The 21988-nt window shown below is 62.4% G+C and carries 20 protein-coding genes and 1 pseudogene; 14 read left to right on the top strand and 7 right to left on the bottom strand.

Annotation, left to right across the window (positions count from 1 at the left end; all coding sequences use genetic code 11):
- Positions 1-7: 7 nt before the first annotated feature.
- Together ACHMXK_RS17355 and ACHMXK_RS17350 are read right to left on the bottom strand one after the other, a co-directional pair.
- Entirely contained in the window at positions 8-454 is a 447-nt protein-coding gene (locus tag ACHMXK_RS17355) for a type II 3-dehydroquinate dehydratase (RefSeq protein WP_397441774.1), read from the bottom strand.
- A 19-nt stretch (positions 455-473) separates the two neighbouring features.
- Positions 474-1484 carry a TRAP transporter substrate-binding protein gene (locus tag ACHMXK_RS17350; protein WP_397441773.1) on the bottom strand — a complete coding sequence of 337 codons (1011 nt, stop codon included), beginning with the start codon at positions 1482-1484 and terminating at the stop codon, positions 474-476.
- Positions 1485-1612: 128 nt separating this feature from the next.
- Between ACHMXK_RS17350 and ACHMXK_RS17345 the strand changes: the two genes are divergently transcribed.
- Complete coding sequence (locus tag ACHMXK_RS17345) at positions 1613-2437, top strand: IclR family transcriptional regulator (protein ID WP_397441772.1); 825 nt, start codon at positions 1613-1615, stop codon at positions 2435-2437.
- Between the two features lie 5 nt (positions 2438-2442).
- Here the strand turns inward: ACHMXK_RS17345 and xdhB are convergent, their stop codons facing one another.
- Together xdhB and xdhA are read right to left on the bottom strand one after the other, a co-directional pair.
- The gene (gene xdhB / locus ACHMXK_RS17340; RefSeq protein WP_397441771.1) at positions 2443-4836 is read right to left on the bottom strand and encodes a xanthine dehydrogenase molybdopterin binding subunit; all 2394 of its coding nucleotides are present in this window, start codon (positions 4834-4836) and stop codon (positions 2443-2445) included.
- Positions 4833-6311 carry a xanthine dehydrogenase small subunit gene (gene xdhA / locus ACHMXK_RS17335; protein WP_397441770.1) on the bottom strand — a complete coding sequence of 493 codons (1479 nt, stop codon included), beginning with the start codon at positions 6309-6311 and terminating at the stop codon, positions 4833-4835. Before xdhA ends, xdhB begins: the two co-directional genes overlap by 4 nt.
- A 72-nt stretch (positions 6312-6383) precedes the next feature.
- Between xdhA and ACHMXK_RS17330 the strand changes: the two genes are divergently transcribed.
- The 9 genes and pseudogenes from ACHMXK_RS17330 to ACHMXK_RS17290 all read left to right on the top strand — a co-directional run bounded on the left by ACHMXK_RS17330 (position 6384) and on the right by ACHMXK_RS17290 (position 15434).
- Positions 6384-7313 (top strand): LysR family transcriptional regulator, encoded by a 930-nt coding sequence (locus tag ACHMXK_RS17330; protein ID WP_397441769.1) that lies wholly within the window; start codon positions 6384-6386, stop codon positions 7311-7313.
- Positions 7314-7386: 73 nt separating this feature from the next.
- On the top strand, positions 7387-8964 hold the full coding sequence (locus tag ACHMXK_RS17325) for an ABC transporter ATP-binding protein (RefSeq protein ID WP_397441768.1): 1578 nt from the start codon (positions 7387-7389) through the stop codon (positions 8962-8964).
- The gene (locus tag ACHMXK_RS17320) at positions 8951-10018 is read left to right on the top strand and encodes an ABC transporter permease (RefSeq protein ID WP_397441767.1); all 1068 of its coding nucleotides are present in this window, start codon (positions 8951-8953) and stop codon (positions 10016-10018) included. Before ACHMXK_RS17325 ends, ACHMXK_RS17320 begins: the two co-directional genes overlap by 14 nt.
- The gene (locus ACHMXK_RS17315; protein ID WP_397441766.1) at positions 10018-10938 is read left to right on the top strand and encodes an ABC transporter permease; all 921 of its coding nucleotides are present in this window, start codon (positions 10018-10020) and stop codon (positions 10936-10938) included. Before ACHMXK_RS17320 ends, ACHMXK_RS17315 begins: the two co-directional genes overlap by 1 nt.
- A gap of 45 nt (positions 10939-10983) precedes the next feature.
- The gene (locus ACHMXK_RS17310; RefSeq protein ID WP_397441765.1) at positions 10984-12132 is read left to right on the top strand and encodes a BMP family ABC transporter substrate-binding protein; all 1149 of its coding nucleotides are present in this window, start codon (positions 10984-10986) and stop codon (positions 12130-12132) included.
- Between the two features lie 97 nt (positions 12133-12229).
- Positions 12230-13271: pseudogene (locus tag ACHMXK_RS17305) on the top strand (adenosine deaminase).
- 454 nt (positions 13272-13725) lie between these two features.
- On the top strand, positions 13726-13992 hold the full coding sequence (locus ACHMXK_RS17300; protein WP_397441764.1) for a GreA/GreB family elongation factor: 267 nt from the start codon (positions 13726-13728) through the stop codon (positions 13990-13992).
- Between the two features lie 87 nt (positions 13993-14079).
- On the top strand, positions 14080-15006 hold the full coding sequence (locus tag ACHMXK_RS17295) for a universal stress protein (protein WP_397441763.1): 927 nt from the start codon (positions 14080-14082) through the stop codon (positions 15004-15006).
- Positions 15006-15434: a hypothetical protein gene (locus tag ACHMXK_RS17290; protein WP_397441762.1), complete on the top strand. Its 429-nt coding sequence runs from the start codon at positions 15006-15008 to the stop codon at positions 15432-15434. Before ACHMXK_RS17295 ends, ACHMXK_RS17290 begins: the two co-directional genes overlap by 1 nt.
- A gap of 8 nt (positions 15435-15442) precedes the next feature.
- On the opposite strand, the gene ACHMXK_RS17285 is transcribed toward ACHMXK_RS17290, so the two are convergent.
- Positions 15443-16246, bottom strand: a complete 804-nt coding sequence (locus tag ACHMXK_RS17285) for a response regulator transcription factor (protein ID WP_397441761.1) — start codon at positions 16244-16246, stop codon at positions 15443-15445.
- 423 nt (positions 16247-16669) lie between these two features.
- Between ACHMXK_RS17285 and ACHMXK_RS17280 the strand changes: the two genes are divergently transcribed.
- From ACHMXK_RS17280 to guaD, 4 genes are all read left to right on the top strand, one after another.
- Positions 16670-17752 carry a BMP family ABC transporter substrate-binding protein gene (locus ACHMXK_RS17280; protein ID WP_397441760.1) on the top strand — a complete coding sequence of 361 codons (1083 nt, stop codon included), beginning with the start codon at positions 16670-16672 and terminating at the stop codon, positions 17750-17752.
- 11 nt (positions 17753-17763) lie between these two features.
- Positions 17764-18396, top strand: coding sequence for a 7-carboxy-7-deazaguanine synthase (queE, locus tag ACHMXK_RS17275; protein ID WP_397441759.1), 633 nt, complete (start codon positions 17764-17766; stop codon positions 18394-18396).
- A gap of 153 nt (positions 18397-18549) precedes the next feature.
- On the top strand, positions 18550-18912 hold the full coding sequence (locus tag ACHMXK_RS17270; RefSeq protein WP_397441758.1) for a 6-pyruvoyl trahydropterin synthase family protein: 363 nt from the start codon (positions 18550-18552) through the stop codon (positions 18910-18912).
- A gap of 56 nt (positions 18913-18968) precedes the next feature.
- A complete protein-coding gene (guaD, locus tag ACHMXK_RS17265; RefSeq protein WP_397441757.1) occupies positions 18969-20258 on the top strand; it encodes a guanine deaminase in 1290 nt (429 codons plus the stop codon).
- Positions 20259-20393: 135 nt separating this feature from the next.
- Here the strand turns inward: guaD and ACHMXK_RS17260 are convergent, their stop codons facing one another.
- Positions 20394-20732, bottom strand: coding sequence for a zinc ribbon domain-containing protein (locus tag ACHMXK_RS17260; protein WP_397441756.1), 339 nt, complete (start codon positions 20730-20732; stop codon positions 20394-20396).
- A gap of 15 nt (positions 20733-20747) precedes the next feature.
- Entirely contained in the window at positions 20748-21974 is a 1227-nt protein-coding gene (gene fmdA, locus ACHMXK_RS17255; RefSeq protein ID WP_397441755.1) for a formamidase, read from the bottom strand.
- Between the last annotated feature and the right edge of the window lie 14 nt (positions 21975-21988).

Below are 21988 nucleotides of genomic sequence, written 5' to 3'. Positions count from 1 at the left end.
GCCGCGCCTAGTTCGTCGTGGCCTGCCGGGCCAGCGCGGCGATGCCGCGCAAGGCCAGCAGGTAGGACTGCGGCCCCAGGCCCTGGATGGTTCCCTTGACGGCTGGCGAGATGATGGAGTGGCTGCGCCACGTCTCGCGCGCCGCGATATTGGACATGTGCACTTCCAGCACGGGGAAAGGCATGGCCTTGATCGCATCGTGCAACGGCACGCCGTGCTGCGTGAGACCGGCCGGATTCACCAACGCACCCTGCGCGTCATCAATGTGCTGGTGCAGAAAATCGATCAGCGCGCCTTCGTGGTTGGACTGAAGAATCTCCAGCGTCACGTCCAGATCGGCCGCAAGCGCCGTGAGCTGGTCGTTGATCTGCGCCAGCGTGGTGGTGCCGTAGATATGGGGTTCGCGCCGGCCGAACAGGTTCAGGTTCGGCCCATGCAGGACAAGGATTTTCATAGGGTTGCCAAGCTCGTTTTTATTTGCGGACCCGGGCCAGCTCATCGTTGTACAGCTTGACGATGGCCGGCTCGTAACTGGCGGAAAACTTGTCGGTCACAGGCCTGGCGATCTGGCGCATACGTTCCTGCTGCTCGGCGCTGAGTTCGTTGTATTGCATGCCTTTGGCCTGCAGTTCACCGACGGCCTTTTGCGCGGCGGCGCGGCTGACCTGGCGCTGGTAGCCGCGGGCTTCATTGGCGGCTTCGTTCATGATTTTTTTCTCGGTGGCCGAGAGTTTGTCCCAGAACTTCTTGCTGACCAGCACGATGTTGGCTGCGTACACATGGTTGGTGGCGCTGACAAACTTGTTGACCTCGAAAAACTTGTTCGACAAGATCACGGCAAAGGGGTTTTCCTGGCCGTCCACCGCCTTGGCTTCCAGCGCGCCGTACAGCTCGGCGAAAGGCATGGGCACCGGGTTGGCCTTGAAGGCTTTGAAGGTGTCGAGAAACACCGGGTTGGGAATCACGCGGATTTTCAGGCCGTCCAGGTCTTCGGGTTTGGTGATGGGGCGTTTGCTGTTGGTGACGTTGCGAAAGCCCAGGTCCCAGTAGCCGAGTGCGACCAGGCCTTTTTCCGGCAGCTTGGCGATCAGTGCCTGTCCGAGCGGGCCGTCGAGCAAGGCGTCGGCCTGGGCAAAACTGCTGACGGCGAAGGGAAAGTCCACCAGGCCGAATTCCTTGACGATGCCGGCCAGCGAGGTGGTGGCCGGTGCCGACATCTCCTGCACGCCGCCCTGCAGCGCCGACTGCTGCTGCAACTCGTTGCCCAGTTGCGAGGCGGGGAATTCCTGCACCTTGAGCTTGCCGCCGCTTTTGCCGGCCAGCAGTTCGGCAAAACGTTTCACGCCAAAACTGACCGGGTGGTCGGCGTTGTTCAGGTGGCCGAACTTGAGGGTCCGCTCCTGGATGTCCTGCGCCGAAACGGCCGTGGCGACGAGGGAAAGAAAGGTACACGCCAGGGCGCGGCGAAGGGAAGCTTTTTGCATGGTTTTGTCTCCTCGAAAAAAGGGTGCTAGGGTCTTGCGGAATACAATGTAGCAGGAATTGGAATTTGATTCCAGTTCGGAATACTGTTCCTGAAATAGATGATGAAAGACTATCGGAGAATGAAAGCATGAGCAGCACGCTGGAACGTTCCTTCGCCATCCTTGAATACCTGACCGCCTACCCGGAGGGCATGGCCCTGGCCGGCATTGCGCAAGACCTGGACATGCCGCGCAGCGCTTGTCACCGCCTGCTGGTGGAGCTGGTGCGCTGCGGTTATGTGCGCCAGTTACGTGAGCACGGCGACTACGCGCTCACCACCAAGCTGGCGGCGCTGGGCCTGAGTTTTCTGAGCAGTTCGGGCATCGTCGACCTGGCGCAACCGCTGATCGACCGCATGGCGGCAAGCTCGGGGGAACTGGTGCGGCTGGCCATCGTGGATGGTGAACGCCTGACCTTTGTGGCCAAGGCGCAAGGTGCGCGCTCCGGCCTGCGTTACGACCCGGACATGGGCATCGACGTCCGGCTGTCCTGCAGCGCCGGCGGCCATGCCTGGCTGATGACCTTGAGCGACGAGCGGGCCCTGGAGATTGTGTCCATGCAGGGTTTTGGTGATCCCAAACTTTATGGCCCCAAGGCGCCGACCACCATCAAGGCGCTCACCCGTATCCTGCACGAGGACCGCAAACGTGGTTTCAGCCTGATCAACGAAATGTATGCACCCGGCATGACGGCCATGGCCGCGCCTGTACAACGCAAGGGCGAGCCGGCGATCGGTGTCATCACCGTGGCCGGGCCGCTGGTGCGCCTGACCGAGCAACGCATGCTGGAACTGGGCCCCGAGTTGCTGGCGGTGGCAGCCGAGCTGGCGTCGGCCAGTTCCGCCTCACCGCTGTTTGCGCGCAGTGTACTGGCTGGCCGTAGCGCCCCCGCGCTGGAGGCCGTGAGTTCCTGAAAGGGCTAGCGGCGGGGTTCGGGGTGCTTCAGCGCCGCCAGCACATGTTCCGCCGTCGCCGGGGCATCCAGCCGCACCACACCTTCGCGTGCCGCGGCGACCGCCTCTTTCAAGGCCTCCAGCACACTGATGGCCAGCATGAAAGGCGGCTCGCCGACGGCTTTGCTGCCGAAGACGTTGTCTTCGCGGTTAGCCTCCGGCCAGAGATCAATCTTGAAGTGCGCGGGGATGTCGCCGGTGGCCGGAATCTTGTAGGTGCTGGGCGCGTGTGTGGTCAGCAGGCCCTTGTCATTCCACACCAGTTGTTCGGTCGTGAGCCAGCCCATGCCCTGCACAAAACCGCCTTCGATCTGGCCGATATCTATGGCCGGGTTGATGCTGGTGCCGACGTCGTGCAGGATGTCGACTTTCAAGACGCGGCTTTCACCGGTCAGGGTGTCGATGGCGACTTCGCTGCAGGCAGCGCCATAGGCAAAATAATAAAACGGCCGGCCGGTGAGGGTGGTTTTGTCGTAGTGGATTTTCGGCGTGCGGTAAAAACCGTCGCTCCACAACTGGATGCGGTTGGCATAAGCCAGGCGCACCACCTCGGGGAAAGGGCGGCTGTTTTTCGGCGAGTGAATCAAGCCGCCGGAAAAAGTCACGGCACCGGCGCCGCAAGCGTCCAGGCCGGCCACAAACTGCGCCAGGTTGTCACGCACGTTGCGCGCCGCATATTGCGCGGCCCGCGCGTTGAGGTCGGTGCCGGCCGAGGCGGCGGTGGCCGAGGCATTCGGAATTTTGCTGGTGTCGCTGGCCGTGGCCAACACGTCTTCAAACGCCACACCCAATTCATCGGCGACGATTTGGGCCACCTTGGTGTTCAGGCCCTGGCCCATTTCGGTGCCGCCGTGGTTGACCTGCACGCTGCCGTCTGTGTAGACATGTACCAGCGCGCCGGCCTGGTTGAACAAGGTGGCGGTGAAGGAAATGCCGAACTTCACCGGCGTGATGGCGATGCCGCGTTTGATCACCGGGCTCTTGGTGTTCCATGCCGAAATGGCCTCCCGCCGGCGTTGGTAGTGCGCCGTCAGCTCCAGTTTTGATAGCAAAGGTTGGAGGATGTTGTCCTCGACCTTCATCTGGTAATGCGTGATATTTCTCTCGTCCACGCCGTACAGGTTGCGCTTGCGCACATCCAGCGGGTCCAGCTTGAGTTGCCGCGCGATGTCGCCGAGTATGGTTTCAATCAGCACCACACCTTGTGGGCCACCAAAGCCGCGAAAAGCCGTGTTGCTTTGGGTGTTGGTTTTGCAGCGGTAAGACGCAATCTCCACGTCTTCCAGAAAATAGGCGTTGTCGGTGTGGAAAATCGCGCGGTCGGCGACCGGACCACTCAGGTCGGCGCTGAAGCCGCAGTTGGCGGCCATCATCAGTTTCAAACCCGCCAGCCGCCCGGTGTTGTCAAAACCCACGGTGTAGTCGTAGGCAAAGGGGTGACGTTTGCCGGTGACCATGAAGTCGTCGTCGCGGTCCAGCCGCAGCTTGACCGGGCATTTCAGTTTGTGAGCGGCCAGCGCTGCCCACACCGCCAGGTGGCCGGCTTGTGTTTCCTTGCCGCCAAAACCGCCGCCCATGCGCCTGCACTCGACACGCACCGCATGGTTGCTGATGCCCAGCGCATGCGCCACCCAGTGCTGGACCTCGCCCGGGTGCTGGGTGCTGGAATAAATCAGCCATTGCTGCTGCTCTTGCGGCACCACATAGGCCACCTGGCCTTCGAGGTAAAAATGTTCCTGGCCGCCGACTTCGAGCTGACCGCTGAGGGTGTGGGGGGCGGTTTTCAGCGCCTGCGCCGCGTCGCCGCGTTTCACAAACACCGGCGGCAAGACATAACTCTCGGCCTTCAGCGCGTCGCGTACGTTCAGGATGGCCGGCAATTCTTCGATCTGGAGTTTGACTTTGCGCGCAGCGCGGCGCGCCTGCATCACAGATTCAGCGATCACCAGGCCAACCACCTGGCCGATATGTTGCACCGTGTCGGTGGCAAACACCGGCTCGTCGTGCACAAACGTGGCGAGCAGGGGATCACCCGGAATGTCGCGCGCCAGGATCACATCGCGCACGCCGGGCATAGCCAGCGCGGCGCGGGCATCCACGCCCAGCAGCTTGCCGTGTGCGACCGTCGACAAAATCGGCGCGGCGTACAAGGTGCCGCGGATTTCGGGAATGTCGTCGACATAGGTGGCGCTACCCGCGACCTGGGCGCGTGCGCTTTCGTGCGGGTGCGAACGACCGGCGGCGCCGCTGCGCTGAGGTGTGGCGGGTGGCTGGAGCGCGGGGACCGGCGTCAACGCGGGGGACGGGTTGTCGGCGCGGCTGATCGGGCCTTCCTCACGGGGTTTTTCGCGGGCGTTCACGATACTTCCTCTTCCAGCACAAAAGATTCCAGGTTGATTTGTTGCAGGCCCTGGCTTTCCAGCCAGAAACGTTGCAGCAGATTACCCAGCACCTCGCTGCGGTAACTGCTGGAGGCGCGCATGTCGGAGATCGGTGAAAACTCGGCGCGCAGGGTGCTGATGGCTTGTTGCACGGTCCGCAGAGTCCAGGGCTGGCCGCTGAGGGCGGCTTCGGTCTGGCGGGCGCGCACCGGCGTGGCGGCGACACCGCCTGCACCTATCGAGGCGCGGGTGACTTGGCCTTCGCTGATGTGCAGGTTCACCGCCAGGCAGACGGCCGAGATGTCGTCGTCATAACGTTTGGAAATCTTGTAGACCTTGAGTTTTTCTCCCGGGGTCGGCCGCGGCACCTTGATCCAGGCCAGCACCTCGTCCTTGGCCATGAGGTTTTTACGGTAGCCGGTGTACAGCGCTTCCAGCGGCATCTCGCGGTGGCCGCGCTGGCTCATCAGCACGATGTTGGCGCCCAGCGCAATCAGCAGCGGCATGGTGTCACCAATCGGCGAGCCGTTGGCCACGTTGCCGCCCAGGGTGCCGGCGTTGCGCACCGGCAGGCCGGCAAAACGGGCGGCAAACGTACGCAGCTGCGGCCGGTCTTGCACCAGCGCGGCAAAAGCGTCGGCCAGCGGCACGGCCGCGCCTATGGCGATGTGGTGTTCGTAGTCTTCAATCCGGCGCAGCTCCTGCACCTTGCTCACATCCAGCACATTGCCAAACTGCATGTGCATCTTGGTCACCCACAGGCCCACGTCGGTGCAGCCGGCGACAAGCTGGGCCTCGGGCTGTTCGGCACGGGCTTGCAGCAAGGCCGCCAGCGTACGCGGGGATTGATAAGTCGAATTGGCCTCCAGCCCTTGGGGGGCGGGCGCAATCAGCTTCAGTTTTGATAGCAAGTCGGCTTCATCAATACCCACGGGGGGCAGGGTGGCCATCTGCTGCGCGGCGTCCAGAATGGGCCGGTAGCCGGTACAGCGGCAGAGATTGCCCGAGAGTTCTTCCTGCGCCAGTTCACGTGTGATGGTGCGGCCCTGGCAGACATGGTTCTGGTACATGCCAAACAGGCTCATAACAAACCCGGGCGTGCAAAAGCCGCATTGGCTGCCATGACAATCGACCAGCGCTTGTTGGGCCGGATGCAGGCGGCCGTCCGGGGTTGCCAGGTCTTCGACCGTCCACAGCGCCTGCCCGTCCATGGAATGGGCCAGTTTGATACAGCTGTTGATGGCCCGGTAAGACAGGTGATCGCCCTCGGCTTCTCCGACCACCACGGTGCAGGCGCCGCAGTCGCCTTCGCCGCAGCCCTCCTTGGTGCCGGTGCAGGCCAGGTCTTCGCGCAACACCTCCAGCAGCGTGCGGCTGGGTGGTACATTGGCAAGCGAGATCACTTCGCCATTCCTGACAAACTGAATGGTTTTGAGAGGTGATTGAATATCCATTTGTTCGAGCGTACGACTATTTGGCGCGCGTCGGTATACCGATAGGCATATCAGGGAAATGTATAAAAAGGTATGAGCGACCCGGCCTTATTCGACAAGATAGACCTCCATCTCATCAGGGTCTTGAACACCGTGCTGACCGAACGCAGCGTTTCGCGCGCCGCCATCCGCCTGGGCATGTACCAGCCCGCCGTCAGCGCGGCGCTCAAGCGCCTGCGCGAGCTGGCGGGTGACCCGCTGCTGGTGCGTTCCGGCGCCGGCATGGTGCCCACGGACGCCGGCCTGCGCATGATCGAGCCGTCGGCCAGCATTTTGCGGGCCGCCGCCGTGTTGTTCAGCGATGCGCGTGGTTTCGAGCCGGCCACGGCCACCCACAGCTTCAGCCTGGCCGCCAGCGACTACCTGGACCCGCTGTTTTTGCCGCGCCTGGTTGCGCAGATCAAAAACCAGGCGCCGCTGTGCCACATCAATATCCATGCGCTGTCGGGCGAGTCGGACTACCGGACACGCCTGGCTCAGGGCGAGATCGACCTGGTGGTGGGCAACTGGCCGGCGCCGCCCGATGACCTGCACATGGCACGCCTGTTCGGCGACGAGGTGGTCTGCCTGGTGGCCGAGGACCACCCGGCGGTTCGCCGCGGCTGGGACCGCGCCACTTGGCTGGCCGCCGAACACATCGCGCCCACACCCACCCATCCGGGCGCCAAGGGGGTGATTGATGAACAGCTGGACGGGCTGGGCCTGCAGCGCAACATCACGGCGCGTTGCCCGCATTTCGGCCTGATTCCGGCCATGGTGGCGGACAGCCTGCTGGTGCTGACCACGGGGCGGCAGTACTGCGAACGGTATGTCGGCGTGTTACCGGTGAAAATCCTGCCATGCCCTGTCGAATTCCCGCAAATGATGTATTACCAGCTCTGGCACGAGCGCACTCACGCCTCGGCCTCGGCCAAGTGGCTGCGCGAGCGGGTCAAGGCGGTGGCCGCCTCGCTACAAAAATAATAGCTGTTTGCGCCCGATCACTCAGGGCTAGAGGCCTGAAAAGCTTATAAAAATCAATAAAATCGACGAGACAATGACTGTTTCCCCTCTTTCACAAGCCCAGGCTATCGCCGGCGCCGCGCCGCGTCTGCAGTTGACCGGCATCACCAAGGCTTATCCCGCGGTGGTGGCCAACAGCGAGGTCGCCCTGACCGTGTTGCCCGGCGAGATTCACGCCGTGCTGGGCGAAAACGGCGCCGGCAAATCCACCCTGATGAAAATCATCTACGGCGCGGTCAAGCCCGATGCCGGCAGCGTGGCGATTGACGGCCAGACCGTGGTGGTGCGCAACCCGCAGGAGGCGCGGGCCCTGGGCATCAGCATGGTGTTCCAGCATTTCAGCCTGTTCGACACCCTGACCGTGGCCGAAAACGTCTGGCTGGGCCTGGACAAACACCTGAGCCTGGCCGAGGTTTCGCGGCGTATCAGCGCCACCACGCAGGAATACGGCCTGCAGCTGGAGCCGACCCGGCCGGTGCACACCTTGAGTGTGGGCGAACGCCAGCGCGTGGAAATTGTGCGGGCCTTGTTGACCAACCCGCGTTTGTTGATTCTGGATGAGCCGACCTCGGTGCTGACACCGCAGGCGGTGGAGAATCTTTTCGTCACCCTGCGCCAGCTGGCCGAGCGGGGCTGCAGCATTTTGTACATCAGCCACAAGCTGCATGAAATCCGCGCCTTGTGCAGTGCCTGCACGGTGTTGCGCGGCGGCAAGGTCACCGGTGTGTGTGATCCGCGCCAGGAGTCCAATGCCTCGCTGAGCCGCCTGATGATTGGCGCCGAACCGCCGGCGCTGGAGCACCGCGAGCAGGCGCCGGGGGCGACCGTGCTGGAAGTGTGCGACCTGAGCCTGAGCCGCGAAGACCAGTTTGGCGTCGATTTGCAGCACATTGCGCTGACGGTGCGTGCCGGCGAGGTGGTGGGTATTGCCGGTGTCTCCGGTAATGGGCAGAAAGAGCTGCTGTATACGCTCTCGGGTGAAGATACCCGCGCCGCGCCGGGTGCCGTGCAGGTCAAGGGGCAGGGCGTGGGCCGGCTCAATCCGGCGCAACGGCGTGCGTTGGGCCTGCATTTTGTGCCGGAAGAGCGGCTGGGGCGTGGCGCGGTGCCGGCGCTGAGCCTGGCGCACAACCTGCTGCTCACGCGCAAAGACGCGGTGGGCCGCGGCGGCTGGCTGCAACTGCGTGCCTTGCGGGCGCAGGCCAATGCCATCATCCGCCGTTTCCATGTCAAGGCCTCCGGCGACGGCGCGGCGGCGCAATCCTTGTCGGGCGGCAATTTGCAAAAATTTATTGTGGGCCGCGAAATCGCGGCCAATCCGGCCTTGCTCATCGTTTCGCAACCGACCTGGGGCGTGGACGTGGGCGCGGCGGCCCAGATACGCGGCGAAATCCTGAAATTACGCGACAGCGGCTGCGCCGTGCTGGTGGTCAGCGAAGAACTGGAAGAATTGTTCGACCTCTGCGACCGCCTGTATGTGATGGCCAAGGGCCAGATCTCGCCGGCGATGCCGCGCGCCAGCGCCACCGTCGGGCTGGTCGGGCAATGGATGAGTGGGCTCTGGCATGACGCGGCACCCCTGGAAAGCGGGGTGTCCCATGTTCAAGCTTGAAGCCCGGCCCCAGCCCTCGCGCCTGTGGACGTTTGCCTCGCCGGTGCTGGCGCTACTGATCACGGTGCTGATCGGTGTGTTGTTGTTTGCGGCCCTGGGCAAAGACCCGGTGCGCGGCCTGCAGATTTTTTTCTGGGAGCCCATCAAGTCGCCGTATGCGCTGGGCGAACTGATGGTCAAGGCCACCCCGCTCTTGATCATTGCGCTGGGCCTGGCCGTGTGTTTTCGCTCCAACGTCTGGAACATTGGCGCCGAGGGGCAGTTTGTCATAGGCGCTGTGGCCGCGGGCGGTGTGGCCTTGCTGGCCGATAAAACCACCGGCCCCTGGATTGTGCCGGCCATCATTGTGGCCGGCATGTTGGGCGGCATGCTGTGGGCCGGCATCACGGCCTTGTTGCGTGACCGTTTCAACGCCAATGAAATCCTGGTCAGCCTGATGCTGGTCTACGTGGCCGACATGGTGCTGAACTACCTGGTCTTCGGCCCCTGGAAAGACCCCGGCGGCTACAACTTTCCGCAGACCAAAACCTTTGAGGCGGTGACGCAGATTCCGCGCCTGATGTCCGGCTCACGCGTCAGCATTGGCTTGTTGCTGGGCCTGGCGGGTGCGGCGGCGCTGTGGGTTTTCCTGTTTCGCACCTATGCCGGCTTTGCCCAGCAGGTTGGCGGCCTGGCGCCCAGCGCCGCGCGTTATGCGGGCTTTTCCTCGCGCAAGGCCTTGTGGGTGGCGCTGCTGACCTCGGGTGCGGCGGCCGGCCTGGCTGGCGCGCTGGAAGTGGCCGGGCCGATTGGCCAGCTCACGCCGTATGTGCCGGCGGGTTATGGTTTTGCCGCCATCATCGTGGCTTTTGTCGGGCGATTGCACCCGGTGGGCATGGTGTTTTCGGCGGTGTTGATGAGCATGTTTTATATCGGTGGCGAACTGGCGCAGTCGCGTCTGGGCCTGCCCAAGTCGTTGACCGGCGTGTTCCAGGGCCTGCTGCTGTTCAGCCTGCTGGCCTGCGACACCTTGGTGGCCTATCGCCTGACCTACAAGAAAAGAGGGGTGCGCTGATGGAGTCCACCGCATTGCTGCTGGCCGCCACCCTGAGCGCGGGCACCGTGCTGGCGATTGCCGCCTTGGGCCTGCTGATCAACGAAAAAGCCGGCATCGTCAACTTGGGTGCCGAAGGCATGATGCTTTGCGCTGCGCTCGCCGGCTTTGTCACCGTGGTGCACACCGGCAACAGCTGGCTGGGGTTTGCCGCCGGCATGGCCGCCGGCGCCTTGCTGGCCGCGCTATTTGGTGTGCTGGTGATCTGGCTCAACACCAACCAGTACGCGACCGGCCTGGCCTTGAGTTTGTTCGGCGCGGGCTTTTCGGCTTTTGCCGGCATCAAATACGTGCAGGAAAAACTGCCGGAGCAGACGCCGCATGTGATCCCCTGGCTCAGCGACTTGCCCTTTGTGGGGCCGGCCCTGTTTCGTCAGCACCCCATGGTTTACATCGCCATGGGCCTGACCGTGGGCCTGATCTGGTTTTTGTACCGCACGCGTGCCGGGCTGGTGCTGCGCTCGGTCGGCGAAAGCCCGGAGTCGGCCCATGCGCTGGGTTACCCGGTGCGGCGCATCCGCCTGCTCGCCGTGGTGGCCGGCGGCGCCTTGTGTGGCCTGGCCGGTGCTTATGTGTCGGTGGTCTACACGCCCTTGTGGGTCGAGGGCATGATTGCCGGCAAGGGCTGGATTGCGCTGGCGCTGACCACGTTTGCGACCTGGCGTCCGGCGCGGGTGCTACTTGGCGCTTACCTGTTCGGCGGCGTGACCATGTTGCAGTTTCACCTGCAAGGCCTGGGGGTCGATGTGCCGCCCCAGTTCCTGACCATGCTGCCCTATCTGTCCACCATCGTGGTGCTGGTGTTGATCTCGCGCAACCCGCGCTGGATCAGGCTGAACATGCCAACCTCGATTGGCAAACCTTTCTACCCCGGCTCATAATCGGGGCTTTTCGCCCGATACTTAACCGTCGTTACAGGAGATGACATGACAGATCAACAAAAACGTTCATTGCTCAAGCTGGCTGCGCTGTCCGCAGTGGCTTCCGCCGCGCTGATGGGTTGCGGCAAAAAGGAAGAGGCCGCTCCGGCGCCCGCACCAGCGCCTGCAGCGGCTGCACCGGCCAAGGTCGAGCCTTTGAAAATTGCGTTTGCCTACATTGGCCCGGTCGGCGACGGCGGCTGGACGTTTGCGCACGACAATGGCCGCAAGGCCCTGGAAAAAGAATTCGGCGACAAGATCGTCACCAGTTTTGTTGAAAAAGTGCCAGAGTCGGCGGACGCGGAACGTGTGATCCGCGACATGGCCAACCAGGGCAACAAGCTGATTTTCGGCACCACCTTCGGCTACATGGAGCCCATGCTCAAAGTCGCGGCCGACTTCAAGGGCGTGAAGTTCGAACATGCCACCGGCTACAAAACCGCCGAGAACATGCGCACTTATGACAGCCGTACCTACGAAGGCGCGTACATGGCGGGTGTGATCGCCGGCAAGATGAGCAAGACCGGCACCCTGGGTGTGGTCGGCTCGGTGCCAATCCCTGAAGTGATCCGCAACATCAACAGCTTCACGCTGGGCGCGCAGTCGATCAACCCCAAAATCAAGACCAAAGTGGTCTGGGTCAACGACTGGTTCAACCCACCCAAAGAAACCGAAGCCGCCACCGCGCTGATCAACGGTGGCGCCGACGTGTTGTTCCAGAACACCGATTCGTCGGCCGTGCTGCAGACCGCTGAAAAAATGAACAAGCGCGCCTTCGGCTGGGATTCGGACATGACCTCTTACGGTCCCAAGGCCCACCTGGGTTCCGCGGTGATCAACTGGGGCCCGTATTACATCAAGGCCACCAAGGATGCGCTGGAAGGCACCTGGACCACCGGCCAGGCCTGGTGGGGCGTGAAAGAAGGCGCGATTGACCTGGTGTCGATTGCCGCCGACGTGCCGGACGAAACCAAAAAACGCATCGACGAAGTCAAGGCCGGCCTGAAAGACGGTTCCTTCGTGATCTGGAAAGGTCCGATCATGGACAACACCGGCAAAGAGCTGGTGGCCAAGGACGCGGTCGCCGACGACAAGTTTCTCGGTGGCCTGAAGTCGTATGTTCAGGGCGTGGAAGGCAAAGTTCCGGGCAACTGATGCGAGCGCGGCACGGCCGGCAGTCTGATGGCTGCCGACTGGCTGTTTGTTGTGCCCAGGCTGCCTTCGGGCAGCCTTTTTGTTTTTTGGAGCCAAGATGAGTCCTGTGAAACCCGTTTCCCCCGACCGATTGCCCGAGCTGCTGCGCCTGATGCCCAAGGCCGAGCTGCACATTCACATCGAGGGCTCGACTTGAGCCCGAGCTGATTTTTGCGCTGGCGCAGCGCAACGGTGTGGCCATGCCTTACCGCAGCGTGGAAGAGTTGCGCAGCGCCTACGCCTTCACCAACCTGCAGAGTTTTCTGGACATTTATTACGCCGGCGCCAGCGTCTTGCTGAAGGAACAGGATTTTTACGACATGGCGCAGGCTTATCTGCGCAAGGCAGCACACGACAACGTCTTGCATGCCGAGCTGTTTTTCGACCCGCAAACCCATACCGCACGTGGTATCGGCATGGAGACCGTCATCAACGGCCTGCATCGCGCCTGCGTGGATGCCGAGGCCGAGCTGGGCATCAGTGCGACGTTGATCCTGTGTTTTCTGCGCCACCTCTCTGAAGAAGAAGCTTTCGAGACGCTGGAGCAGGCCCTGCCTTACCGCGACAAGTTCATTGGCATCGGACTGGATTCCGGTGAAGTCGGCAACCCGCCCGAAAAGTTTGCCCGCGTGTTTGCGCGCTGCCGCTCCCTGGGTTTTCATCTGGTGGCCCATGCCGGAGAAGAAGGCCCGCCCGAATACATCTGGACCGCGCTGGACTTGCTCAAGGTTCAGCGTATCGACCACGGCGTGCAGGCCATGAAAGACCCGGCACTGATGCGGCGCCTGGCGCAGGACCGTATCGCCCTGACGGTGTGTCCGCTGTCCAACCTCAAGCTTTGTGTGTTTCCCGATCTGGCACAGCACAACCTGCGCCAGTTGCTGGAGGCCGGGCTGGTCGCCACCGTCAACTCTGACGATCCGGCTTATTTCGGTGGCTACATCAATGACAACTTCACGCAGACCTTTGCGGCGACGGGCATGGATGCAGAACACGCTTACACACTGGCGCGCAATAGTTTTGATGCCAGCTTTATCGACGAGACCCGCAAGCGCCGTTATGTCGACCAGCTCAACCAGGTCTTTGAAACTTTCAGCTAAGGCCGGGCGCATATCGGCACGGCGTGTGAGGTCATTGGTTGACTTTATTTTTTGCGACCCTAAACTCGCCGGCATGTACTCCCTGGCCTTCACCCCCTACCACCATGCCGCCTTGGCGTGCCTGCCCTGCGTGGCAGTCGGGGGACCGGGGTGCTGTCCTGCCGTGACGAAGACGGGTTGTCAGTTGACGCCCGGCCATTCTTAAGCCCGGCGGTTAGCTCTTTCTTTTTTGCGCTACTTTCGACCGCCGGGCCCCAAGCCCGCGCGTTAGCGACCCCCGTTTACCGGGACAGGTCGCCTTCGACTGGAGTGCTTCATGCCTGCAACCATCCCTGGCGAGCGCACGCTCGCCGAATCTGAGCACGTTCGCCTGAGCCAGCTGTTGCCACGCTGCCTTTGGTCGCCTGCGCTGACCGAACTTTTGACAACGGCCGACGTGCTACCTGCGAGCGCCATGCCTGCCGATGTTATCACCATGTATTCGCAGGTGGACATCGTGGATGCCCACACCGGGCGCCGGCAAACGCTGACCGTGTGTTACCCCGAGGACGCGGAGCCCAGCGCCGGTTTCATCTCAGCGTTGTCGCCTGTGGGCTGCAGCCTGCTGGGCCAAAAGGCGGGATCGTTCGCGCGCTGGCCTACCCCCAGCGGAGAAGAAGGTGTGGCCGAGATTGTGGCCATCGTCGCGCCGCCTGTTGCGGCTGGCGGCCAGCACCCCTAGCCGCCGCGCTCTCTGCGTTGATCTCTTGGCTCCTTGTCGCTGGCCGACCGGGTGCTTGCCTCCTGTCTTGCGATGGAAAGTAAAACAATGACAATTCAATCGATTCTTGCCTTGACCGATTTTTCGGCGTCCGGCAATCACGCGCTGGAACGCGCGGCCTGGCTCGCGGCCGAACACCGCGCAGCCCTCACCATCATGTATACCGCGCTGGGCGACAAGCCGGATTGCGCCGATGCGGCCCAGCGCCTGGTGTACCAGGCCAGGCAACTGGCAGCGCAGTTTGGTTTGGCCGTGGGCACGGTGGACGCCACCCATCACAGCGCCGAACGTTTGGCGATAGACGCACGCCGCGCGGATTTGCTGGTGCTGGGTCACGCGTACCAGCGCTCCTGGATGTCTTTTCTGAGTGGCCAGCCGGCCCTGCAGTTGATGCGCCTGTGTCATTGCCCGGTTCTTGTCACAAAAAACGAGTCGAACAAACCTTATGGTCGGACGCTGGTGGCGGTGGACTTCACGCCGGCATCCCGGCGCCTGGTTGAGTTGGCCTGCCTGCTTGATGGCAAGGCAGAAGTTGAGCTATTTCACGCGGTGAGCGCACGTGACGAAGCCAAGTTGCGCAGCGCCGAGGCATCGACTCAGGCCGTCAAGGCGTATCGGCAGGCATGTATTTCTTATGCCCAGGGGCGGATTCTGTCGCTGACGGATTCTTTCGATACCCGGAGAAATCGCGTGTTGTCCACCATCGGTCACGGCGACCCGGCGCGTCAGTTGCTGACCCAGCAGCAACACACGGGCGCGGACCTGCTGGTGGTGGGAAAACAGCGGCGCTCGACGCTGATGGATTTTTTCTTCGGGAGTGTGGCGCAGCGTGTGCTGCGCTGGTCCGCCGCCGACCTGCTGGTCGTGCCCCATGATTTTCAGCTGGCCACGAGCGCGATGGCCCCGCGGGGCACAGACGTCGAAGCAGGCCATCACCAGCCGGCATGGCTGGCCAGCAGGCGGAGGGCGTTTTGATGGACACCCGATTTCTCACAAACGAAGAAGCCATGCTGCTGAGCCAGGCCGCCGAACACTGGTTGCGCCTGGGGGATGTGGAGTTAAACCCCGGGGAGCATGTGCTCAAGCTGCTGAGAAGCGCGGCTGTTCGGCCCAAGGCCTGTCCACGGGAAGACATCGCCAGCCTCAACTGGACCTTGAAGCTGGCCTTGCCGGATGACGAGGAGCCTCAGGAGTTGACGCTGGTTTGCCCTGGGGACGCTGACCTCTCCCTGGCCCGTGTGTCCGTGCTCACACTGCTGGGCCTGAGTTTTGTCGGACGTGTGGTGGGTTCTGTGGCGCCACTTCAGTGGGCTGGCGGGCCACCGAAAGTGGTCAGGTTATTGGCCGCCAGGCGCTGCACGGCTCTGGCAGGGCGCCGGGGCCAAACGTTTCGTACCGGCTGAGGCCGACCTCAGAGCCTGGAGTCCTTGTTGATCCACGGGTCCTTGCCGCCTGACGCGGATGGCGGCAAACCGACCACGGTTCTGACCGCCTGCATCAGCGCGTCGGCCTCGAAGGGTTTGGTGACGTAGCCATCGGCGCCGCTGGCCAGACCTTTGATCACGGATTCGCGGGTGGCTTTTCCGGTCAGCATGATGACTGGCACTTTTTTCAGCGCCGGGTGTTGGCGCAGCCTGAGCAGGATGTCAAAGCCGTCGGCGTCCGGCAACATCACGTCCAGCAAAATCAGGTCGGGCACGGGGGACTTGCGAAACTCGGCCACCACCTCGGCCCGGTTGCCCGCCAGCCGCACCTGAAAGCCCTCGAAGGACAGGTAACTCTGGATAAATTTGGCGAGCATGGGTTCGTCTTCCACCACAATCGCCGACAGCATTTCGCCCGGGGCCAGCCTGCGCAGCGGGTCGCGCTGGCGTGCGATGTTCACGTAATAGCCGGCTTTTTTGAGCGAAGCAGCGCCCGAGTCGGCCTCGGCTTCGGCCTGGGGCAGCGACAGGCTGTTCAACTGAATCTTGAACTGTTCGGCAAAAGGATCGATCTCTGCCAGCGCCAGCAAACGCAGGTCCAGCAAACGGCTGAATGTCAGTGTGAAGTCTTCGGGGGGCACCGCCGGCATGCCGGCCCGGATTTGCGAGAGCGTCAGTGCACCGTCTATTCGCACCAGCAGTTCGATCTCAGCCGGCTGCAAGGTGGTGGCACTGCCGCGCAACTCCTGCTGACCCCGGGCGGTAAGCGTGTAAACGTCCTGGTTTTGCATCGTCGCTGGCTTTCTTGGATGAGGGCACTGTTTCGGGGAATTATCTCCCCCTCATGTCCCGGATCACGCCGTCCGTTCGTGCTGTTACGACTTGCAACACTACCCCTTTTGCCCTGGTGACTGATTAAATTCAGTTGTGATGAGGTGCTTGCTTGTTCAACAAAGGAGCACTTACTTCAAAGTGCCTGCCGTATTTGTTACATATTGCAACATGTGTCTGTCGTGAACGGTCCCTGGTTGCCACCGATCATGAAGAGGGACCTGCTTCCAGGTGAGGTGCGCATGAATGCCCCGCGCGGCTTGACGGGACTTTCAGGCTGACAGGACCAGGGTTTGGGAGCGAACCGCTAAAATCAGGGTTCACCCGCATGCCGTCCCGGCGCGCGGGTGGTTTTTTGTACCGGGGCCATGTAGAGGACTACCATGTATAAAAACCTCGTTGCCGCGTTCGCGGCCGCCTGTTTTATTTCTCCCGTTTTTTCCCAAGCACCGGTCGCTACCAAGGCGCCGCTCAAGATCGGCTTTGTGTATGTCGCGCCGGTCACCGACGCTGGTTGGGTGCGCCAGCACGACGACGGCCGCAAGGCGGTCGAGGCGGCACTGGGCGACAAAGTCAAAACCACGTATGTCGAAAATGTCGCCGAAGGCGCCGATGCCGAACGGGTGATTCGCGACCTGGCCCAGCAGGGCAACCAACTGATCTTCACCTCGAGTTTTGGCTACATGGAGCCCACGCTCAAGGTGGCCAGGGACTTTCCGGATGTGAAGTTCGAGTCCATCACCGGCTACAAAACCGCGCCCAATGTGGCGGTGGCCAATGCGCGTTATTACGAAGGCCGTTACCTCGCCGGCATCGCCGCGGGACGGCTCGCCAGCAGCGCCGGTTATGTGGCGGGTTTCCCGATTCCAGAGGTGATCCAGGGCATCAATGCCTTCACCTTGGGCATGCGCTCGGTCAACCCCCAGGCCGAGGTCAAGGTGGTTTGGCTGGGTGCCTGGTTTGATCCACCGCGCGAACGTGAAGCGGCCATGACCTTGTTCAACCAGGGTGTGGAGGTGATGGCTTTTCACACCGCATCGACCGCCGTGATGAGTGCGGCGCAAGAGCGCGGCAAGCTGGCGATTGCCTACCACTCGGACATGCGCAAGGTCGCGCCCGACGCTCAGGTGCTGGCCGTGACTCACCAGTGGGGCGCTTACTACACACGCCGCGCGCAAGCTGTGCTGAGCGGCACCTGGAAGAGCAGCGCGCTGTGGGGTGGTGTCAAGGAAGGCATGATTCGCGTCGACAGCTTTGGCCCCAAAGTGCCGAAAAAAGTGGTGGACGAAGTGCTGGCCCGCCAGCGCGATATCGCTGCGGGCAAGCTCCATCCCTTCAGGGCGCGCACGGCGCTGCTGGACAACGAAGGCCATGAGGTATTGGCCGCCGGCAAGACCTTGAGCGACGAACAAATCCTGGGCATGAACTTCCTGGTGCAGGGCGTTCAAGGCAAATTGAACAAGTAGCCGGAGTCCCCATGAGTTACCAGGTCAAAGAGATTTTTTACACGCTGCAGGGTGAAGGCGCCAACGCGGGCCGCCCTGCGGTTTTCTGTCGTTTTGCCGGCTGCAATTTGTGGACGGGCCGCGAGCAGGACCGCAGCACGGCGGTGTGCCGCTTTTGCGACACGGATTTTGTCGGCACCAATGGCACCCTGGGCGGCAAGTTCAAGGACGCCGAGGCCTTGGCCCGGCAGATAGCCGCGCTCTGGCCCGCTGGGGCTGGCCATCGGTTTGTGGTGATGACAGGCGGCGAGCCGTTGTTGCAACTCGATGCCGCGCTGATAGACGCCTTGCATGCACTGGGTTTTGCCATCGCGGTGGAAAGCAATGGCAGCCTGGCCGCGCCGGCCGGCATCGACTGGTTGTGTATCAGCCCGAAAGCCGGCGCCGCCTGGGTGCAGCGCGAAGGCCAGGAACTGAAGGTGGTGTGGCCTCAGGCCGGGCTGGATCTGGCCGAGCTGGAAGCGGCCCGTTTCACACATCGCTACCTGCAGCCCATGGACAACCCCGAGCGGCAGCGCAACACCGAGGCCTGCATCCAGATGTGTCTGGATAGGCCGGCTTGGCGATTAAGCCTGCAGACCCACAAGATCACCGGCATCCGATGAAATCCGATTCCCGGGCGCAGGGTGTTGTTGCGCGGTGCTCGGAATCCTCATGGACCTCCGTGTCCATTCCGGTTCCTGTGCTCCGTGCGCCTAACCCTGCATCCCGGTAAACGAATTTCAAGAGACAAAAAAGACGCCTAACGACAGACAATCATGAACTACGCCATCAGTCAAAAATTTTTCTTCGACGCGGCGCACACCCTCAGGCGCGAGATCGAGGCTGACAGCAGCTTGCGGATTCACGGCCACACTTACAACGCCGAAGTGTGTCTGGGCGGGCAGCCCGATCCGCTCACCGGCATGGTGGTGGATCTGGGTCTGGTGCGTCGTGAGATCGAGTGGCTGCGGCAGCAACTGGACCACCATTTGCTCGACGATGTGGCCGGCCTGGGCCCGGCCACGCTGGAGAACCTGTGTCGTTTTATTGCCCAGCAGTTGTTGCCGCGTCTGCCCGCGCTGAGTTCGGTACGTGTGTGGCGCGAGTCCATGGGCGACGGCTGTACGCTTTGCCTATAGGGCTTATTCGTCCCGGCTTATAGGCCGGGCCGCTGGGCTGCAGTATTCTTGCAGGCATGAAAGCCTACCGCGCGGCGATTCTTTATTTTTCCGACACGGCGCAAGCCGTGCTGGAAACCGACGGCCTGCTGGTTGTCGGTGCCAATACCCAGGGCCGGCAAGTGGTGCAGGCGGTGGGCGCCTACAGCGAGCTGTTTGGCCGTTACCCCGGTCTGGCGATTGAGCATTTGCCCGGCCGCATCATTGCGCCGGGTTTTGTGGACATGCACATTCATTACCCCCAACTGGACGTGATTGGTTCCCCCGCAGAAGGCCTGTTGCCCTGGCTGGAGAATTACACTTTTCCCCATGAAAAACGTTTCTCCGACCCCGATTACAGCGCGCAGACAGCGGCTTTTTTCATTGAGGAACTGTTACGCCACGGCGTGACGACGGCGCTGGCGTTTGCGAGCTCGCACCCGGCCTCGGTGAACGCGTTGCTGGGCGAGGCGCAGCGGCGCAGCTTGCGCCTGATCGCCGGCAAGGTCTTGATGGACCAGAACGCACCCGACGGCGTGCGCGACGAGACCGAACAAAGCCTGGTCGACACCGAAGCGCTGATCCAACGCTGGCACGGTGTGGACCGGCTGGGGTATGCGATCACGCCGCGTTTTGTGCCCAGCTGCAGTCAAGCCCAGTTGCGCGGGGCGGGCGAACTCGCTGCCAAGTATCCGCAGGTGTGGGTGCAGTCGCACGTGGCCGAGAACAAGGACGAAATCGCCTGGGTGCGCGAACTGTATCCGCAGGCGCGCAGCTACCTGAGTGTGTATGAACAGTTTGGCTTGCTGCGTCCGCGCGCCGTGTACGCGCATTGCATCCATATCGACAACGAAGACCGCGCCTTGCTCAACGGCACCGGCACGGCCGCCGCCATCAGCCCGACCAGCAATCTGTTTCTGGGCAGCGGTTTTTTTGACTACGCGGGCGCCGACCAGGCCGGGTTTTTGTACGGCCTGGCCAGTGACGTGGGCGGCGGCACCAGTTTCAGCCCTTTCCACACCATGCTGGCGGCGTATTACGTGGGGCGGGAAGGGCAGACCAAAACCGGCCTGTCACTCACGCCGCAGCAGTTGTGGTGGCAACACACGGGTGGTGCGGCGCGTGCCTTGGGTTTGGATGGCGTGGTGGGCAACCTGCTGCCAGGCTGCGAAGCCGACTTTGTGGTGCTCAACCCGCAAGCCACGCCGCTGCTGGCGCGCAAGACGGCGCAGGCCAACAGCCTGGACGAGTTGCTGTTTGCGCTGATTGTGTTGGGTGATGAGCGCCTGGTCGAGAAAACCGTGGTTTCGCAGGCGCAAACCGCTTGATGGCCGGTTTCTTAAGGAAAATAGGCCTCCAGCCCTTGGTGGACGGGCGCAAGAAGCTATTAAATCAATAGCGATTGCTCCTGGGCTGCAACGCTAAGTTGAGCGCCGCCACGCCGGCGCTGTCCTTGCTCCTTGTCAGTGGCTGATCATCCAGGGACGTTTGCTCGGGAACGCCTTGTTGCCGTTGGGCGCGGTCACGGTGGCGCCGCGTTTGGCCGTAGAACAACAGCCGCAGCCGGCCGGGTGTTTGAGCCGGGCGTAGCTGCCCGAACTTTTGGGCTCATGGCGAGCACGTTCGTTGGTGTCCATGGCGCGGCGTGTGCCGCCTTCCATCAGCGCCAGGGCCGGGGCGCTGGCCAGGACGCGTGGCGCGGCCCCGCCGCAGCTAGGGCAGGCCGCCTGGTTACGCATGGACACCGAACGCAGCGCGTCGAAGCTGCCGCATTGCGCGCAATCGTAGTCATAGGTCGGCATGGCGTTCCTTGGGATTTAGGTCAGGTCGTGCGACAGCGGCATGTCTATCTTGCCGTCTATGTGTTTGATCGGCCCGGACGCATTCGGGTTGATGTCGAAGTCGAAGATCTGTGTCGGCAGCCACAAGGTCGCGCAGGCATTGGGCACGTCGACCACGCCGCTGATGTGGCCCTGCACTGGCGCCGTGCCGAGAATGGAATAAGCCTGGGCGCCGGAGTAGCCGAATTTTTTCAGGTACTCGATGGCGTTCAGGCAGGCTTGGCGGTAGGCGACGTTGACGTCCAGGTAGTACTGTTTGCCGGTTTCGTCGACCGAGATGCCTTCAAAGATCAGGTAATCGTTGTAGGCCGGCGTGATGACGCTGGGTTTGAAGATCGGGTTCTTGATGCCGTATTTGGCCATGCCGCCCTTGATCAAGGTGACCTTCATGTGCACCCAGCCGGCCATTTCGATGGCGCCGCAAAAAGTGATTTCGCCGTCGCCCTGGCTGAAGTGCAGGTCACCGACCGACAGGCCGGCGCCGTCCACATAGACCGGGAAAAACACCTTGGAGCCGCGCGACAAATCCTTGATGTCGCAGTTGCCACCGTGTTCACGCGGCGGCACGGTGCGTGCGCCTTCGGCGGCGGCCTTGGCGCGCGCTTCGCCGGTCATTTTGCCCATGTGGGCGGTGCCGGCCGAGGGCGGATTGGCCAGGCCGGCGCTCGGGTTGGTATCTATCAGCGCTTGCTCGCGTTCGTTCCACAGGTCCAGCATTTTCTTGTCGGGCAGGCAGCCGATCAGGCCGGGGTGAATCATGCCGGCGAAGTTGACGCCGGGGATGTGGCGCGAGCTGGTGAACATGCCCTTGAAGTCCCAGATCGACTTCTGTGCTTCGGGGAAGTGGTCGGTCAAAAAGCCGCCGCCGTTTTTCTTCGAGAAGAAGCCGTTAAAGCCCCAGAGGCTGTCTTGCTTGGCGCCTATGTCCAGCAGGTCCACCACCAGCAGGTCGCCGGGCTCGGCCCCTTTGACGCCGACCGGGCCGGACAGGTAATGCACCGTGCTCAGGTCGATGTCGCGCACATCGTCGGCACTGTCGTTGTTCTTGATGAAGCCGCCGGTCCAGTCAAAGGTTTCCAGAATGAAGTCGTCGCCCGGGTTGACCCAGCAGGCCATGGGAATGTCCGGGTGCCAGCGGTTGTGGATGTTTTCGTTTTCTGTGGGCGACTTGCTCAGGTCAACCTTGATCAGCGTATCGGTCATGTTTTTGCTCCTGG

This window comes from Polaromonas sp. UC242_47, assembly GCF_044452385.1.
Classification (GTDB): Bacteria; Pseudomonadota; Gammaproteobacteria; order Burkholderiales; family Burkholderiaceae_C; genus Polaromonas.
The sequence above is the reverse complement of the archived record's forward strand: the minus strand, read 5'-3'. Positions and strand labels throughout refer to the sequence as shown.